Raw genomic sequence first — 15939 nt, 5'->3', positions numbered from 1 at the left:
CTTGCTCCTTCCTGTTTTTCCAGATTATTTCATGATGCTGTATTTTTCCACAAAGCCGCAAGGATGATAGGATAATTTGGCTTTTTGAAGGCCTTCGATCCCCATATCTTCCTCACGATTGATAAACTCCCAGTCCGACCAACATTCCTTCACAAATAGCTGGTTTATCGCGACATAAATACCGTCGAACTCGGTATTGGCTTTTTCAATATGAACCACCACGGTATTTTGATTTAATGGTTCTCCGACAGCGATCGCCTGAATTCGACCGTCGATCCGGATGACGCCGCCAGTGACTTTTAACTCCGAAAAATGATTGAAGACTGTGGCCATGGCCCATTCCTCATCCGTTAGCGATTCCCGGTGCTTGGAGATGTTGAACCATTCTTCCTCCAGCTCCAGGCATTCGGCGGCGATCTGCGGGGTGATCGTCTGAAATTCCCAATGGTATTTCCGCATGAACTGGTTCAAGTGATTCCGCTTGGCATGATATTTTCGTCCCGCCAAGTTAATCAAATCCGCGCTGCGGTAAAGATAGTCAAAAGTATAGCGTTCTTCCTTGGCGGTAAAAGCCGAATCGAGCCGTTGTAAAGATTCTAACAATTGGGCCGGCGCGCGACGAATCCGCAGCGGGAATTTTTCAAGTTGGGCCGTTTCTTCCATCAGCGCGAGGGCACCACCTAATTTCCCCGAATCAGACCAAGCGCCGATAGGCGGCAAGAAAAACGGTTTCCATTTGGGCAGCGGAGGTCGGGCGAAAAGAATCCAAAAATCCGTGGCTGAATCATAATAGACCTCTAAACCATAATTATGCTTCCACATAAAGAGATTCGTAAATGTCAGATCGGATGACGCGGGTTGAAGCAACTGGAGCGCCCGATCAAAGCCAGGTTTATCATCGAGGTTGAGTTGGCGATATTTTATCATAACGTTATTCATGTCCTTTAGTATAGACTAAGATATTCCAGTTTATCGCCGGTGCAGTCGGCTAAACTAAAAGCCATGTGATAAAGTCTTTCCAAACGATTCGACTGGCAAGAGGATTTCAAAACGACTTTATCACTTGCTTCTCTGAGCTTTTGTGTTCACCCTGGCCTTCGGACAGGGTTTATCACAACGCTTCTAAACGATATTCGAAAAACTTGCCAGAATTCCTGGCGGAACATGCTAAATTAATCCTCAAACTGTCCAGCATGCCCAACCAAATTCTCCAGGGGGTACGAAATGCCTGAAGCAAAGCCCAAATTAAGCATGATTTTGTTTAGCGGTGACTTCGATAAGGCCATGGCGGCCTTGACTTTGGCGAACGGCGCGGCCGGTCAAGGAATGGAAGTCACGATTTTCTTCACCTTCTGGGGAATGAATTTGCTCCGGCGCACCACCCTTGAGAGCAACCGCTTCCTGGAAGCCCTTTTTAAGAGGATGATGCCAGTTGGCGTTGAAAAGATCGGTTTATCAAAAATGAATTTTGGAGGAGTCGGTCCCTGGCTCATGAAAAAATTAATCCGTCAAAAAGACGGTCAGACGGCAGCGGACCTTTTTCGGATGGCAATGGAACGGCAGATCCATTTCGTAGCTTGTGAAGCCTCTCTAAAACTTTTAGGCATCCGGCCGGATGAGCTGATCCATTACGATCATCTTCAAATCGCCGGCGTTGATCAGTTTCTCCAAAACGCCCGCGAGTCACAAATTTCTTTTTTTATCTAATTTCTCAGGTCATATCAATGCTGAACCAAGTATCAATACAGGGTCCAGCATTTTTCAAGTAAGACTTTTTAGTTGGCTTCCTTCTCCAAAACCGCTTTGCCGAATGTCCGACCAAACCCAACGCAACTTGTAGAGCCGTTTCAAATGGGACCATACCCCGGAGCCACCATCTTTCACTACAAAAGCGATCGTAAAACGTAAGCCGAAAAGGCTCATGGTGGTCGAAGCGGTATTTAAATCATCCTGAAAATCGAAAGTCAGAGCGCCGAACACATCGGAGCGGCATAAATGTGACCAAGAAAGCCACATATGAGTTGCAACTTGTCCCATTGCCCGGCCCGGATGATGATGCCAAAAACGCGCAATCAGAATCAAGAGTTCCGTTCCACCGCCATCCGAAGCTCGGCAATGACTTCACGATAAACTCAGCTCAATCAACCGGCTCGAACATATCTTTGCCGACGCCGCACTCCGGGCAGACCCAATCGGCGGGAACATCTTCAAAGGCCGTGCCGGGTTCGATGCCGGAATCCGGATCGCCGACCGCCGGATCATAAATAAAACCACAGACCGTACATTGCCATTTTTTCATGATCATTACCTCCTGGATTGTTGGTAGCCTTTTATTGCCAAAATATAAAGGATATTTATAGTATACCCGAAAGGTTACGAAAGTTCTAGTGAGGTTTCATTTAACATGGTTAAATTTTAATATACCTTCATTGGGAAGTCAACCCTCCGTTGCATATTTGATGAATTTTTAACAATTTCATCCCGGCAATAGGTGGTTTCATATTCCGGCAACTCCCGCGGATACTATTCGTAGTACCCATGATCTTTTTCTGATTAGGAAGTTTTCGATGATTGGCATCCCATGGCGCTCCGCCAAACTCAATTTGCCGATAGTCCCGGAAGAACCCGCCATTCTGCTTGGACCCGTTTATCCGCCGCCTTTGAGTCCGGTTGATATTGAGGCGCGGGTCCAAACGGATCTCCAGAGCATCGCCGGGCAGCTGCAGGCTGCCCGGAGGATTGTCTTGGTCGTGGAAGATGCTTCCCGGGTCACTCATACCGCCGGACTGGTTACGGCGATTCACCGCCAGATTTCAGCAATCCGGGGCGGTCCCTCCGGTTTCCGGGTGATCGTAGCGGCCGGAGCTCATGATAGGATGGATCCCTCGGTCCTGGAACATAAGACCGGGGATACGCTGACTCCCCGAATCCATCATTGCCTGGATGAATCGCAGCTCGTTCCGGTGGGGACCAGCAGGGCCGGTATTCCTCTCATCTTTCAACGCGATGTTGTTGGGGCGGATCTGCGCCTGGCCATCGCCACGGTCAACATTCATCCTATGGCGGGATTCTCGGGCGGCGGAAAATTGTTGGTTCCGGGCGTCGCCGGTCTGGCGACCATCGCTGCGTTTCATCAATTGCCCAAGGGCCACCCCGGCGAGCGCGTCACTCCGATGCGGCAATTGATTGAAGAGGTCGTCGCCCTGCTACCGTTCACCTATTGTTGGCATCTCATCTCCAACGGCGCCGGCGAGATCGTGAGAATTCACTCCGGAGCTAATCTTCAGTCTTTCGAGTCGGCCATCGCCGAGTTGTTGCCCATGGTCTCCCTGGAACAACCGCCGGAGCTCTGCGACCGGCTGTATCTGGATTGCCGGCCGTTTCACCAAAATATGGTGGGAACCTTTAAAACGCTCCATCAGATCCCTTTGTTGCTCAAACCCGGCGAAACGGCAATCGTCATTAATGAAGCGTGCCACGGAATCGGCAGCCATCATTGGCGTCTCGATCCCTTCGTGATCGAAAATGAGAAAGAATACTGGCGGAATCGGCTCCAAGATTACCGGGTGATAGTCCTGACCAACCATGCAGCCATTGCGGAGTCCCGCAAGCTCTTTCCGGAGGATCTCACCTGGGTGGGGACCCCGGCCGAGCTGCTGTCCATTTGCAAGGAGCCCGCTTCTTCCAGCATCATCCTCGCCCACGCGCCGCTGGCCTTGATTCAGTCGAAGAAACATTCTTCCAGTACGGCGCAGAAGGTATGATAGATCGGAAGATGAAATTCCTGAATCTGATAAGTTAGCGTCGCCGGGACCACCACGGTGGCGTCGCATAAAGCGACCAATTCGCCGCCGGTGCCGCCGGTCAGACCGATGGTGGTCAGATTTAGCGCCTTCGCCACCAACACCGCGCGTACCACGTTGAGCGATGAGCCGGAGGTGCTGATCGCCAACAGACAGTCGCCAGACCTTCCCAAGCCCAAAACTTGTTGGGCAAAGATTAATTCCTCGCCCAAATCGTTGCTGATGGCCGTAACCAGAGCCCCATTCACGCTGAGCGGAATGACCGGCAAGGCTTCTTGCAGCAGGTCCACCCAATTGGATTCGGCTCCGATCCCCAACAGTTTATTGCGCAGATCGGGTACGAGTGGACGCTTTTTTAAGAACCCTTTCATCAACTCGCCGCTCAAATGTTCTGCGTCGGCGGCACTGCCGCCGTTCCCGCACACCAGCAGCTTACCGCCGTTTAAAAAAGTCGCCCGCAGCAATTCCATGGCCTTCAACAAGGAATGCCGCGACGTCGTCAGCATCGGATATCTTTGGCACAGATCATCCAGCCATGAAGATGCCTGAAACAAATTCTTCACTGTATTCATCGATTGGCCTCCATACCTGTAGCATATGAAGGCCGGTATCATTTGGCGATGCATTCCCGATTTTAAAGGGCTCTTTATCCCAAGACCCCGCACACCGCTTCAGAAAAATCAACCTTTGGCGGCGGTCCCCCTATCGCTGATCGACGATCCCGAATTCCCGCCAGGTTTCCGGAGGCAGTTCCAGTTTGATCAAAGACTTGGCGAGGCTGTAACGTTCGCCGACGCGGGCCGATTTTTCCACGCGTTCGGCCGTCGTCTTCTCCATCAGGCGGGCTTTGAAGTGCTTGTTATGATCGAGATTGAATTGGGCGACGAAGGCGGCGTCGAGCCCCCTTTTGGCAAGCTGCTCCGCATGGGCCGAAAGACCGGCCAGCAGCAGGGCGGTCTGGTTCAACTATGTTCCTACCCTCAGCTCTTTACGGGATGTCCGTCCTTGGACGCCGCAAGCTTAAGCCATCCTGGCTCTAGCTTCCCGAATCAGGCAGGGGGAACCTCCGGGCCAGAACCAGGATGGTTCAAGTCCGGCGGTCCATGGATGGATTACCGCCGGGCCAGAACCAGGATGGTTTAAGCACGGCGGTCCATGGATGGATTACCGCCGTGGAGAGCCAGGAGAGAGGCTGGATGCTAACCTAATCTCTTCATGCTTACGGACTTTCTTGCGGATTTAACTTTATAGTCATAAGTAGCGTCGTTTGGCGGATACATGACCGGGTTGAGGAGCTGAAAGAGCACGTTTTGTGAATCACGGATCGCTTTGGGTGACTGAGAAAGCTCATTCAGTCACTCAGCAAGCTCGTTTTGTGAATAAGAGAGCTTGCTCAGTCGTTTAGCAAGCTCTTTTTGTGGATGAGTGAGCTTGTTTTGTGAATCAGCAAGCTGGTTTTGTGAATAAGCGAGCTCGCTCAGTCGCTCGGCAAGCTCTTTTTGTGGATAAGCAAGCTTGTTTTGTGAATGGGAGAGCTTGCTCAGTTGTTCAGCAAGCTCTTTTTGTGAATCAGTCATCTATTTTTGTGGATAAACGGATCCGTTTAATGCGGTCAATGGTTTTGGCTGTGGATAAGTCGGGAAGTGCGGCTAAAACCGGGTAAAGTCAGAGGGTGAGCGGAGCTTAAGTTGATACTCAGTTTGGAAAAAATACTCCGGATTCCAAGGATTTTTTTCAAATTGGTTTGGACGGGTATATTCCGATAAAAGTTAGATCTGTTTTTGGTGACTAGGCTCCAGCTAAAAAAATATCATCTCCGCAGGTGTGGAATGCAGTCGCGGCTAACCGTGGCAAGAAAAAAGGAGCCGTTTCAGAATCAACGCTCTAAAACGGTCCCATTTTTACAGTTATGCTTTTTAGCCCTATCTTTCCCACGGGTTTTATTTACCGGGTTTACCAAGTACATCGGGATCGACCGTCTTGCCGAGGAAACCGATGGCGTCCAGATTGGTGGCGCCATCATCGTTGCCAATGCCACCTAGATTGACCATACGCACCTGATGTTTGCCCTGGGCCATTTCCACCAGGACCGGCTCGTGCCGCTCATCGACCACCGTGAGGTTCTGCCAGTTATTCTCGGTCTTGGCGAAACCGCCGGACGGGAGCAACTCGATTCTTTCGAAGGCCTTGGCCGGGACTTGGCCGTCCACGGTCAGGCTGCGCAATGTGGTCCAATTCCGGCCGTTGGCATAGCGCAGGACGATTTTGTACTGGCCGGTTTCCGGGATGACTACCTCCCATTCGATGGCGTGGCCTTTATTGTTCCAACCCAAAAGGCAGTTATTGCCGGAGGACTCGATCCGCCCGGCGGTCTTGGTCACCGCACCGTTCTCCTCGCGCAAAAAGTTTTCGGCTTCCACGATCACCTTCAGGTCCGCGCCCCAAGAGATGGAACATGCCCAGATCAATAAGAAAACTCCGAAGAATGCCAGTGGCCAGTATTTTTTCACAATAACTCCTCCCCTTTTGCCTCCATTTCTCATTTTTTATTGTAAAAGAAATAGTTGACAAAATATAGGGACAGTTTTCTATCACTCTACGACAATTCTTCAGCTGACGGTTAAAACGAATGGCGGAATTTTCCATCGACGTATCCGACCATAAAAGGGCCTATTCACCCTTTGAAAAACGACCGTTCCTTGTTCCTAGATATACCATAAATGGATATCGTCCGGTCCCTCAGGTTCTATGCCTTCATGCGCAATAAAAAAGATCCGAACATCATCCGATTGATCATCGTTGAAAGTTCAGATCCCCTCAACAAGGGAGTAAGCCATTTATCAAGCTCCGGACAGCCAATGGATAAAATCCCGCGCAGTTTTCCCGGTTTGTTTTCCGTTATACTTTGATCGCCGCCGCCAACTCCCGGTATAACTCGTTTTGCAAATAGTGATAGACCCGGGTGGTCACGAAACGGGGATACGTAGTGCGCTGTATGATGTATTGGAGCAATTGCTTTTGATCGCTCAAGTTGGGATAGAGCATGTCCGCCACGCCGGTGGCCAGCCGCAACCAACCCAGATTGGAATAATCATCGACGGTGACCACTTTGGAGTTGAGGGTATAACCGACGGCGAATTTGACCTCGACCGACTCCGGCAACAACCTGGTAGTCAAGCGAAATTTCCCATAATAATCGCGGTACGGTTTGAAAGGATTCCGCCCGAATTGCCGGCTCCGGCTGGCGCCACTCTCCCGGTCGCGAACCGTTCCCGCGAGCCGTTGGTCTTCCTTGGTGGCGATCATGCAGTATCCCTCCAAGTTCAAGTCAGCCACTTCGTACCAACGTTCCGGTTGGAGGATCCGGTCGATCCATTGTAACATGATGACATCGGCCATGTTCCTATCCTGCTCCTCTTATTGCGCTAAAAAACATTTCACGTAGTGTCCAGGGCCTTTCGCGCAGAAGGGCGGTTCTTCCTTCAGACAAACTTCCAGTCGGGACGGGCAACGCGGCGCGAACCGGCAACCGCCCGTTGACAGATCGGATGCTTTCACTTCTCCGGCCAATTGAAGCGGCGGCCTCCGGTAATCGGGATCAGCCACCGGAATCGCCGACAGCAGCGCCAGTGTATAGGGGTGGAATGCCTGGCGGAACAGTTCCGCCGTGGGTGCGATCTCCATCACCTGTCCCAAATACATGACGGCGATCCGGTGCGAAATATGTTTTACCACCGCCAAGTCGTGGGCGATGAAAAGATAGGCGATACCCAGGCGTTCGCGCAATTCCCGCAACAGGTTGATGATTTGGGCCTGGATCGAGACGTCGAGCGCAGAGACCGCTTCATCACAGACGATCAGTTCGGGGTCCAGCGATAAGGCCCGGGCAATGGCCAAACGCTGCCGCTGTCCGCCGGAGAACTCGTGAGGATAGCGGTACAGGATCCCGCTAGGCAATCCGACCTGTTCCAGCAGATCGACCACCCGCTCTTTCGTTTCTTGGCTGTTTTTGACGCGACGATGCTCGCTCAAGCCCTCCCCGACCAGATCCAGCACGATCCGGCGCGGATTCAGCGAGGAATAGGGGTCTTGAAATATGATCTGCAGTTCCGGGCGGTACTGGCGCAATTGGCCCTTGGTTAACCGGTCGAGCCGGACCTGCTCCCGGAAGAGGATCTCGCCGCCGGTCGGTTCGGTGAGCCGCAAGATACTCCGGCCCACCGTGGTCTTGCCGCAGCCCGACTCCCCCACCAGGCCCAGGGTTTCACCCGCTCCAATGGTAAAGGAGACCCCGTCCACCGCGCGGACCCACCGCGTGACCCGGCCCAAGAGACCGGAACGTACCGGAAAGTATTTTCGCAGATCGTTCACTTGCAACAGATCGGTCATGCTATCCCACCTGTGATGATTGGAATTCTTTTTTATTCATACAGCCAACAGGATACCCGATGGCAGCCGTCTTGAACCGATTCCGGCGGATATTGCCGCCGGCAGATCTCCCTCGCCCGGCCGCAACGGGGCTCAAAATAACAGCCGGCCGGCAATTGGAGCGGATCGGGGATCATTCCGGGTATCGCCCGTAATTCTCCGTCATCGGTAATCTGGGGGACCGAATCCAGGAGGCCTTGCGTATACGGGTGCAGCGGCTTTTTGAAAAGGTCATGGACCGGAGCCTGCTCCACTATCTTGCCGCAATACATCACCGATACCTGCTGCGCGGTTTCGGCCACCAACCCTAAATTATGGGTGATCAAAAGGACAGACATTTGAAATTCCGCCTGCAACTCGCGAATGAGCTCCATAATCTGAGCTTGAATCGTCACGTCCAAGGCCGTGGTCGGCTCATCGGCAATCAATAGATCGGGACGGCCGATCAAAGCCATGGCAATCATCGCCCGCTGGCGCATGCCGCCCGACAGTTCATGAGGATAGGCTTGATACTGCCGCAACGGGTCAGGCAAACCCACCCGGGCCAGCATTGCTAGAACCCGCTCACGGCTCTCGACCTTGGTCGCTCCGCTATGAATCTGCAGCACTTCGGCGATTTGCTCCCCGATTCGCTGCACCGGATTGAAGCTCGTCAATGGTTCCTGAAAGATCAAGCCGATCGCTTGGCCGCGCAGCCGGACGATCTCGGGCAACGGTTCAGCCAGCAGATCACGTTCGCCCTGCCACCGGACGGCGCCGCCTTCGATCCGGCCCGGCGGATTGGGGATCAGCCGCAGCAAAGAGAGCGCCGTCACGGATTTGCCGCACCCCGACTCGCCGACCAGGCTGTGAATTTCGCCGCGCCGCATGGAAAATGAAACTCCGTCCACCGCCGGGATGATCCCGCCATCCGTACGAAAGCTTACTTTTAAGTCCTTTACCGTCAGCAAGTCAGCCATGCTATTCCATCCTCTGATATTCCTTGGGGTCGAAGGCATCCCGGATTCCTTCGCCCACGAAGGCGATCAACAGCAGTACGAGAAACAACGCCAATACCGGATACACCGACAGCCAGTACGAATAGATATTATCCATTCCCTGGCGCATCAGTTCTCCCCAACTCGGGGTCGGGGCCGGCAGCCCGAAGCCGAGAAAGTCCAAGGCCGACAAGGCCGTAATCGCGCCGATCAGATCGAACGGCAGGAACGTGATGATCGGCGTCAGCGCATTCGGCAGGATATGGCGAAACATGATCTTCCAATCCTTCACCCCTAGAGCCCTGGCAGCCTCCACGAACTGGGACTCCCGGAGCTTTAAAAACTCCGCCCGGATAAAATAAGAGATCCCGACCCAATCAAAAATAATGAAGATGAGCAGTAACGTCAAAAAGCTGGTTCCCAAAGAGCTGCCGATAATGATCACCACGTATAAAAAAGGCAGCGCCGAGAAGATCTCGATCAAACGTTGCAGCGACAGATCGAAAAATCCGCCCCAGTAACCTTGTAACGCGCCGATGGCGATTCCAACGATCATGCTGGCCAAGGTGATTAAGAGCGCAAAGCTGAAACTGATCCGGTAACCGTAAATCAGGCGAGTCAAGATATCGCGGCCGCGATCGTCGGTACCGAGCAGATTGGCCCGGCTCGGCGGCGTGGGCGGATTCCCCACCGTTTCCAGTAACGACTCGTTGGGGCCGTAAGGGATCGGAGCGAAGATCATAAAATTGCCGGTTTCTTTCCGGAAGGCTTCGCTCCTCTGCAATATTTTATAATGGGGCACTTCGCTCGCTGACAAACCAAAATTGGCGCCATTATAAAAACGGAAGGCCGGAAAAAAGAATTTTCCGTCATATTTGACGACCAGCGGCTGATCATTGGCCAGGACATTGGCAAAGAGCGACAATCCATAGAGCACTGCTAAAATCCACAGTGAATAGTAAGCCCGTTTCAGCTTCTTAAATTTTTGAATGCGGCGGAGCGTGATTGGGGAGAACAACTTTCCGCCTCCTCACTTGAATTTGATGCGCGGGTCGACCAAGGCCAAACAAATATCGGAGATGATCCGGCCCAACAGCACTAAAAAGCTGGAGATCACGATGATCCCCAAGGCCACCGGATAATCCCGGTCGACAATGGCTTGATAGCTCAAAAGGCCCATTCCGTCGATGGTAAAGATCTTCTCGATGAGGAGCGAGCCCGACAAGACGACACTCAGGATCATCCCGATATTCGTAGCGATCGGAATCAAAGCGTTCCGCAAGGCATGGCGGAAGATGGCCTGTTTAAATGGGAGCCCCTTGGCCAGGGCGGTCCGGACATAATCCTGATTCAACTGCTCCAAGAGGGAGTTTTTCATCAGCAACGTCAAGGTAGCGAAGCCCCCGATGGTATAGCAGAGAATCGGCAAGATCATATGGTAGCCAAAGTCAATGATCTTGCCCAGCAGGGATAATTCTTCGAAATTATCCGATACCGCTCCGCTGACGGGAAAGAGATTCCAAAAGCTCCCCCCGCCAAACAGGACGATCAACAGTACGCCCAGGGCAAAGGCGGGAATCGAATAACCCAAGAAGATCAGGATGCTGGTCCCGCTGTCAAATGCGGTGCCGTGGCGCAGGGCTTTCTGGATCCCCAGCGGAATGCAGACGAGATAGGTAAAGAATAATCCCGTCAATCCGAAGGTCAATGAGACCGGCAACCGATTCAGAATCAGCTCCAGCACCGGCTTCTCATAGATATAGGACGTCCCGAGATCCAGCCGGGCCAGTTTGCCCAGCCAATCGAAGTACCGGACCAGCACCGGTTTGTCAAATCCGTAATACTTGCGGATATTATTCAATTCCTCCCGGGTCATAGCCGAACTGATGGCGCCACTGCCAGGGGACCCGGCTTCACTGACCGAGGCCCGCTTCATCTTCAGGAGCGCCTGCTCCACCGGACCGCCGGGGACCATCTGCATGATCAAGAAGCAGGCCATGGTGATCCCCAACAGAGTCGGAATCATTAACAAAAGACGCTTGATCAAGTAATCGCGCATTGGCTCGGTCCTTTATTTTTTTCCGGTGATCCGGTCGTAATAAATCTCTTCCGGAACCCCGGGCAACGCCCGGTTCCGGCGGACCGCTTCCCGGTAACGTTTTTCCTTGGCCGGATCAATCCACCAATAGCTAATGATTTCGATGATACCCTCTCCGTACTTGGTGAAAACCGTACGGGGCATCCCAAAAATATTTTTATAGAGCACCCGGTTGTAATTGGCTCCCCAAAACAGCGCATACGGCACATCCTGGTAGATGAGCGCATCAATCTTCTTCATGATGCTCTTTCTTTGCGCGACATCGAAGATCGGCGGCAAGGAATCAATCAGCCGGTCAACCTCGGGATTCTTGTAACCTGGGAGATTGCTGCTGCCGGATTCATTCGCATGCTTCGAATGCCAAAGCTGCTCTGGATCTTCAAAGAGCGTTCCTGTCCAAGCGAATAGCGCCGCTTCAAATTTAAACTCGTCCACTTTTTTCAATAAAGTTGCCCAGGATAAGAGTTCCAGATTGACTTTCACTCCAGCCTGCCGACAAGTTTCCTTGATTAAGGTCAGATGTTTTTCAAGGCTTTCACCTTGATAGGAGATGGTGAATTCCATCCGCTGTCCTTTTGGATTGATGAGATAGCCGTCTTTATCGAGCCGGGTGTAGCCGGCTTCCTTCAATAATTGTTTCGCCTTGGTAGAATCATACCCGATCAGCGGATTGGACGGGTCGGAACCATACAGCGAAGGGAAGTAGGAAGTCAGCGGCTGATACTGGTTGAAAGTAATCTTGTCTAAAATCGTCTTTCTGTCAATCAGATGACAGATGGCCAAGCGGACCCGCCGGTCCTGGAAGATGGGCAACCGCTGGTTGAAAGCCATACCCGTAAACCCTTGCGGGGAGTAATTATAGACTTTTTGTTTGATGATCCAGTGATTCTGGAACGGCTTCACATGGGTCCGGGTCACCCAATCCTTGGCGGAGATCCCTTGATAAATGTCAAAATCGCCTTTTTTAAAAGCTTCGAACGCGGCAGTGTCGGCGATCACCCGGATTTTAATGCGGTCGAAATTATACATGCCCTTATGCTGGGGAAAACTGGCCGCCCAATATTTTTTATTGCGGGCCATCACATAATAGCGACCTTCCTTAACCTCGCTTAGCATATACGGCCCGCTCCCCGCCGGGAGATTCATGTTAAATGCCCTGTTAAAATCCTTTCCGGCGAAGCGATGCTTTGGGAGAACGTTCAAGCCGGCCAAAACTTCCATGTTCTTAAAGTGAACATTCTTGGCCTTGAACTTAATAGTGTATTTATCGACCACCTGGGGCGGAGTGAATCGTCCCATGGCCATACGCTGAACCGAAGTGAGGTTCTTAGGGTTCATGATTGTATCATAAGTGAATTGGACGTCGGCGGTGGTCACCGGCCGCCCGTCGGCCCATTTAGCTCTGGGGTCGAGGGTGAAGGTAAACTCCTTTTTATCGGCGGAGATGTTCCAAGATTTCGCCAACAGCGGAGAGTATTCCAAGGAAGTCGGATTCCACTCCAGTAACGTGTCATAGACAAACGCGAAAACTTCATGCGCATCAAGCGCACCATTGACATAATAATTGAAGGATTTAGGGAATTCGGGTGTATTTAAATTAAGCTGGCCTCCCCGGATAGCCTTGGGATCGCCAAACGACTCGCTAACAGCCGAACTGGCTTGGAAGCCAAAGGCCAAGGTGAAAGCCGCCAACATCAAGATCGAGAGGAATAGCAGCCTGTTTTTTTTCATGCTCATCACCCTTCACGATTGATAATGTTTCGAGGTACATTCGACATCCGTCGCAAAATCCCTGTCAAACGAGGAGGAAGTTGTTATTGGGAACTTCGGGATATAAGCGAAAAGGACTGCCACTTTAGATCACCGGCGACAGCCCTTTTGCGATATTCGTTCCCTACTATGAATAAATATGAGAAAATGAGTGGTTTTAGAAGCCATGTGATAAAGTCTCTTTTTAGTTGGACTCGACTTGTCAACAGATTTAAAGCGACTTTATCACTTGCTTCTCTGAGCTTTTGTGAACGCCCCGACCTTCGGACGGGGTTTATCGCAACGCTTTTAGAAAAGCCGAATTCGTAAATAATTCTCCTGAATAAAGTCAAATTTACCGATGGCATCCAACGCCTGTTTCATCGCTTGTTCGGAAGCTTCGTGCGTCAATAGCACAATTGGCACATAATTATCCTTACCGTGGGTCTCCAATTGCACCATCGATGAGATGGAAATACCATTCTGCGCCAGCACGCCGGAGATCTTCGACAGGATTCCCGGGGCATCCAGCGTGAAGAAACGCAGATAAAAACGGTTCCTGATCTGCTCCACCGGCACCACCGGAATCCCCTGCTCGGGGTTGAGGGTCCGGCAGCTGAACTGCTCCCCTTCTTTGAGCAACAAGTCGCGGGACAGATCCACGATATCGCTCACAATGGAGCTGGCGGTCGGCCGTTCCCCGGCTCCCGGACCATAGAACATGGTGTTGCCGACGAAATCGCCCTTGACAAAGACTGCGTTCAACTCATTATTCACCGCGGCCAAGAGATGGTTATTTGGCACCAAGGTCGGGTGAACCCGCAAGTCCAGTCCGTTTTCCATCCGGCGCATTACCGCCAGCAACTTGATGGTATAGCCAAACGACTTGGCGAAATTGATATCCAGCTTGGTGATATTCTGAATACCCTCGATATACAGGTCCTGATAGTTGACAAAACCGGAAGCAGCGATCGACGCCAGAATCGTCAGTTTGTGAGCGGCGTCTCCGCCGCTCACATCCAGCGTAGGATCGGCCTCGGCGAATCCTTTGGCTTGCGCTTCGGCGAGCGCCTGGCCGAATTCCAGCTCTTCCTGATGCATCCGGGTCAATATATAGTTGGAAGTCCCGTTCAATATCCCATAAACGCGTTCAATCTGGTTCGCAACCAGTCCCTCCCGCAGGCCCTTAATAATCGGGATGCCCCCGCCGACGCTGGCCTCAAACAATAAATCCACGCCGTTCTCCTTGGCAATTTGGAATAATTCCCGGCCCCGGGTGGCAATCAAAGCCTTATTGGCGGTAACCACATGCTTTCGATTGCGCAAGGCGGTTGCGATAAAAGTGAAGGCTGGTTCATAACCCCCGATGGTCTCCACTATGATGTCAATCTCGGGATTCTCGAGCATTTTTTGCGCGTCCGTAATGCATTCTACGCCGCTGAGATCCAAATCCCGCTCTTTGTCCCAATTCAATTCCACGATCGTATGTAAGGTAAAAGTCAAAGCCGAACGAGTCCGTAATAGATCCTGTTGCGTAAGTAAGATTCGAGCCACGCCGGTGCCCACGGTCCCCAGTCCTAGAATTCCCACATTCACATGATGATCTTGCACGTCTATCACTCCTTCGCCAAAATAAAAAAATCCTTCATCCTTATCGATTGAAAGGACGAAAGATTTTAGCTTCCGCGGTTCCACCTTTCTTGGTGCAGACCCACTTGATACGGGTAACGGCCGTTCCGGGCAGTCATACTCCAATTTCCGACCGCCACTCAAGGGTGGTATCGCTGGAATGCTTCAAAGAAGGCTTTCAGCCGCGGCCTTCTCTCTCTTGTGAACCAACTCCCAAGGACATATCCCTATCATTGATTTATATTTGTATATTTATAACACGACTTTCCAAAAAAGTCAATAACCCTACCGAACTTTTAACCTGACGGTGTTCAAACTACAACTATGGAATGAATTCGTCTGTCATAAGCAAAAGAAAGGGAGCGCAAAATGACTACCGATTATATCGTCATCAGCTTCGGAATCGTCGTCACCCTTCTCGGTTACTTTACTCGCCCCGGCGGCGTCGGCTGGTTCCTGATTGGATTCGGCACCGCCTGGATGATCTCAGGGATCCTTCTCTTGATCCGGGACAACCGAGCCACGAGACAATCAGGTAAACCATGAAGCAAATTTTTTTTGTATAATTTCGAATGAAGCGGGGATTCTATACTCAGGGATTTGCAATAGCCGAGGCGCAGATTGATAGCGGCTCCGTCCCAAGGACAATGTGGGTCGCTATCAGTCGAGCAACTGATTCATATGGGTTCTGCCGCAAGCCGCAGGGGATCCATATGGGTCTGAGCCAGATTGTTATCGGTGGGCCAACTTATTCCGGCGGTTGATGAGATCGTCGGGGTAGGGAAACCTATCGGTGGCAGTCGAGCCCAGATTATTATTGGGGTGACCGGGTGTGTTTGCAGTCGAAAGATTGCAGGCAGATCCCTAAATCTCAATAATAGTCGGTCAAAGGTTATCGTAGTACGTGTAATGGGTGTTTGTAGCCGAAAGGTTGCAGGTATCCACGAAACGTGGTGCGGTAGCCAGAGATAAGGTTATTGTAGGTCCCTTTTATTTTTAGACGATTATCAAGTTAGCTCCGCTCACTCACGAAGGGATCGAAGGATAAGTCATGGCGTCGTTTGGCGGATACGTGACCGGATCGAGGAGCTCAAGGAGAACGTTTTGTGAATCACGGATCGCTTTGGGTGACTGAGAAAGCTCATTCAGTCGCTAAACAAGCTGATGATTATAAAGTTAGATCCGCATAGGTAATCGGGACATGAGAAACGCAAGCTCTGAGCAATTTATCAAAGATCCGTTCTTCACAAAACCT

17 protein-coding genes and 1 other annotated feature are annotated in these 15939 nt (G+C 51.6%); of the genes, 3 read left to right on the top strand and 14 right to left on the bottom strand.

Annotation, left to right across the window (positions count from 1 at the left end; genetic code table 11):
• Window positions 1–24: 24 nt before the first annotated feature.
• Window positions 25–927 (bottom strand): DUF2156 domain-containing protein, encoded by a 903-nt coding sequence (locus EDC14_RS23865; RefSeq protein WP_165908278.1) that lies wholly within the window; start codon window positions 925–927, stop codon window positions 25–27.
• A 297-nt stretch (window positions 928–1224) separates the two neighbouring features.
• Here EDC14_RS23865 and EDC14_RS23860 point away from each other — a divergent pair, with 297 nt between their 5' ends.
• The gene (locus EDC14_RS23860) at window positions 1225–1707 is read left to right on the top strand and encodes a DsrE/DsrF/DrsH-like family protein (RefSeq protein ID WP_132017174.1); all 483 of its coding nucleotides are present in this window, start codon (window positions 1225–1227) and stop codon (window positions 1705–1707) included.
• A 54-nt stretch (window positions 1708–1761) separates the two neighbouring features.
• On the opposite strand, the gene EDC14_RS23855 is transcribed toward EDC14_RS23860, so the two are convergent.
• On the bottom strand, window positions 1762–2082 hold the full coding sequence (locus tag EDC14_RS23855; RefSeq protein WP_132017172.1) for a hypothetical protein: 321 nt from the start codon (window positions 2080–2082) through the stop codon (window positions 1762–1764).
• 55 nt (window positions 2083–2137) lie between these two features.
• Window positions 2138–2299, bottom strand: a complete 162-nt coding sequence (gene rd / locus EDC14_RS23850; RefSeq protein WP_132017170.1) for a rubredoxin — start codon at window positions 2297–2299, stop codon at window positions 2138–2140.
• A gap of 268 nt (window positions 2300–2567) precedes the next feature.
• Here rd and EDC14_RS23845 point away from each other — a divergent pair, with 268 nt between their 5' ends.
• Window positions 2568–3764, top strand: a complete 1197-nt coding sequence (locus tag EDC14_RS23845; RefSeq protein WP_132017168.1) for a lactate racemase domain-containing protein — start codon at window positions 2568–2570, stop codon at window positions 3762–3764.
• Here the strand turns inward: EDC14_RS23845 and EDC14_RS23840 are convergent.
• From EDC14_RS23840 to EDC14_RS23790, 11 genes are all read right to left on the bottom strand, one after another.
• Window positions 3722–4375: a D-sedoheptulose-7-phosphate isomerase gene (locus EDC14_RS23840; RefSeq protein ID WP_132017166.1), complete on the bottom strand. Its 654-nt coding sequence runs from the start codon at window positions 4373–4375 to the stop codon at window positions 3722–3724. The two genes, EDC14_RS23845 and EDC14_RS23840, sit on opposite strands and share 43 nt — an antisense overlap.
• Before the next feature lie 130 nt (window positions 4376–4505).
• The gene (locus EDC14_RS23835) at window positions 4506–4769 is read right to left on the bottom strand and encodes a hypothetical protein (protein WP_132017163.1); all 264 of its coding nucleotides are present in this window, start codon (window positions 4767–4769) and stop codon (window positions 4506–4508) included.
• Window positions 4770–5158: 389 nt separating this feature from the next.
• Window positions 5159–5380, bottom strand: coding sequence for a hypothetical protein (locus tag EDC14_RS23830; protein WP_132017161.1), 222 nt, complete (start codon window positions 5378–5380; stop codon window positions 5159–5161).
• Window positions 5381–5743: 363 nt separating this feature from the next.
• On the bottom strand, window positions 5744–6313 hold the full coding sequence (locus EDC14_RS23825; protein ID WP_165908277.1) for a carbohydrate-binding protein: 570 nt from the start codon (window positions 6311–6313) through the stop codon (window positions 5744–5746).
• 388 nt (window positions 6314–6701) lie between these two features.
• Window positions 6702–7202 carry a hypothetical protein gene (locus EDC14_RS23820; protein ID WP_132017157.1) on the bottom strand — a complete coding sequence of 167 codons (501 nt, stop codon included), beginning with the start codon at window positions 7200–7202 and terminating at the stop codon, window positions 6702–6704.
• Window positions 7203–7220: 18 nt separating this feature from the next.
• Window positions 7221–8192, bottom strand: coding sequence for an ABC transporter ATP-binding protein (locus EDC14_RS23815; RefSeq protein ID WP_132017155.1), 972 nt, complete (start codon window positions 8190–8192; stop codon window positions 7221–7223).
• 32 nt (window positions 8193–8224) lie between these two features.
• Window positions 8225–9190: an ABC transporter ATP-binding protein gene (locus EDC14_RS23810; RefSeq protein WP_132017153.1), complete on the bottom strand. Its 966-nt coding sequence runs from the start codon at window positions 9188–9190 to the stop codon at window positions 8225–8227.
• Window position 9191: 1 nt separating this feature from the next.
• Window positions 9192–10226: an ABC transporter permease subunit gene (locus EDC14_RS23805; protein WP_132017151.1), complete on the bottom strand. Its 1035-nt coding sequence runs from the start codon at window positions 10224–10226 to the stop codon at window positions 9192–9194.
• A 12-nt stretch (window positions 10227–10238) separates the two neighbouring features.
• The gene (locus EDC14_RS23800) at window positions 10239–11267 is read right to left on the bottom strand and encodes an ABC transporter permease subunit (protein WP_132017149.1); all 1029 of its coding nucleotides are present in this window, start codon (window positions 11265–11267) and stop codon (window positions 10239–10241) included.
• Between the two features lie 12 nt (window positions 11268–11279).
• Complete coding sequence (locus EDC14_RS23795) at window positions 11280–13037, bottom strand: ABC transporter substrate-binding protein (protein ID WP_165908276.1); 1758 nt, start codon at window positions 13035–13037, stop codon at window positions 11280–11282.
• A gap of 327 nt (window positions 13038–13364) precedes the next feature.
• The gene (locus EDC14_RS23790) at window positions 13365–14666 is read right to left on the bottom strand and encodes a homoserine dehydrogenase (RefSeq protein WP_243663098.1); all 1302 of its coding nucleotides are present in this window, start codon (window positions 14664–14666) and stop codon (window positions 13365–13367) included.
• A 48-nt stretch (window positions 14667–14714) separates the two neighbouring features.
• Window positions 14715–14927 (bottom strand) — a binding site (T-box leader).
• 126 nt (window positions 14928–15053) lie between these two features.
• Between EDC14_RS23790 and EDC14_RS26965 the strand changes: the two genes are divergently transcribed.
• Window positions 15054–15230 (top strand): hypothetical protein, encoded by a 177-nt coding sequence (locus EDC14_RS26965; RefSeq protein ID WP_165908275.1) that lies wholly within the window; start codon window positions 15054–15056, stop codon window positions 15228–15230.
• Window positions 15231–15939: the final 709 nt, after the last annotated feature.

The organism is Hydrogenispora ethanolica (assembly GCF_004340685.1).
In the GTDB taxonomy this organism is placed as follows: Bacteria; Bacillota; UBA4882; order UBA8346; family UBA8346; genus Hydrogenispora; species Hydrogenispora ethanolica.
The sequence above is the reverse complement of the archived record's forward strand: the minus strand, read 5'-3'. Positions and strand labels throughout refer to the sequence as shown.

Coding starts and splice junctions, on each gene's coding strand:
- EDC14_RS23865 (WP_165908278.1), bottom strand. CDS start 927: ATGATAAAATATCGCCAACTCAACCTCGATGATAAACCTGGCTTTGAT.
- EDC14_RS23860 (WP_132017174.1), top strand. CDS start 1,225: ATGCCTGAAGCAAAGCCCAAATTAAGCATGATTTTGTTTAGCGGTGAC.
- rd (WP_132017170.1), bottom strand. CDS start 2,299: ATGAAAAAATGGCAATGTACGGTCTGTGGTTTTATTTATGATCCGGCG.
- EDC14_RS23845 (WP_132017168.1), top strand. CDS start 2,568: ATGATTGGCATCCCATGGCGCTCCGCCAAACTCAATTTGCCGATAGTC.
- EDC14_RS23840 (WP_132017166.1), bottom strand. CDS start 4,375: ATGAATACAGTGAAGAATTTGTTTCAGGCATCTTCATGGCTGGATGAT.
- EDC14_RS23830 (WP_132017161.1), bottom strand. CDS start 5,380: ATGACTGATTCACAAAAAGAGCTTGCTGAACAACTGAGCAAGCTCTCC.
- EDC14_RS23820 (WP_132017157.1), bottom strand. CDS start 7,202: ATGGCCGATGTCATCATGTTACAATGGATCGACCGGATCCTCCAACCG.
- EDC14_RS23815 (WP_132017155.1), bottom strand. CDS start 8,192: ATGACCGATCTGTTGCAAGTGAACGATCTGCGAAAATACTTTCCGGTA.
- EDC14_RS23810 (WP_132017153.1), bottom strand. CDS start 9,190: ATGGCTGACTTGCTGACGGTAAAGGACTTAAAAGTAAGCTTTCGTACG.
- EDC14_RS23800 (WP_132017149.1), bottom strand. CDS start 11,267: ATGCGCGATTACTTGATCAAGCGTCTTTTGTTAATGATTCCGACTCTG.
- EDC14_RS23795 (WP_165908276.1), bottom strand. CDS start 13,037: ATGAAAAAAAACAGGCTGCTATTCCTCTCGATCTTGATGTTGGCGGCT.
- EDC14_RS26965 (WP_165908275.1), top strand. CDS start 15,054: ATGACTACCGATTATATCGTCATCAGCTTCGGAATCGTCGTCACCCTT.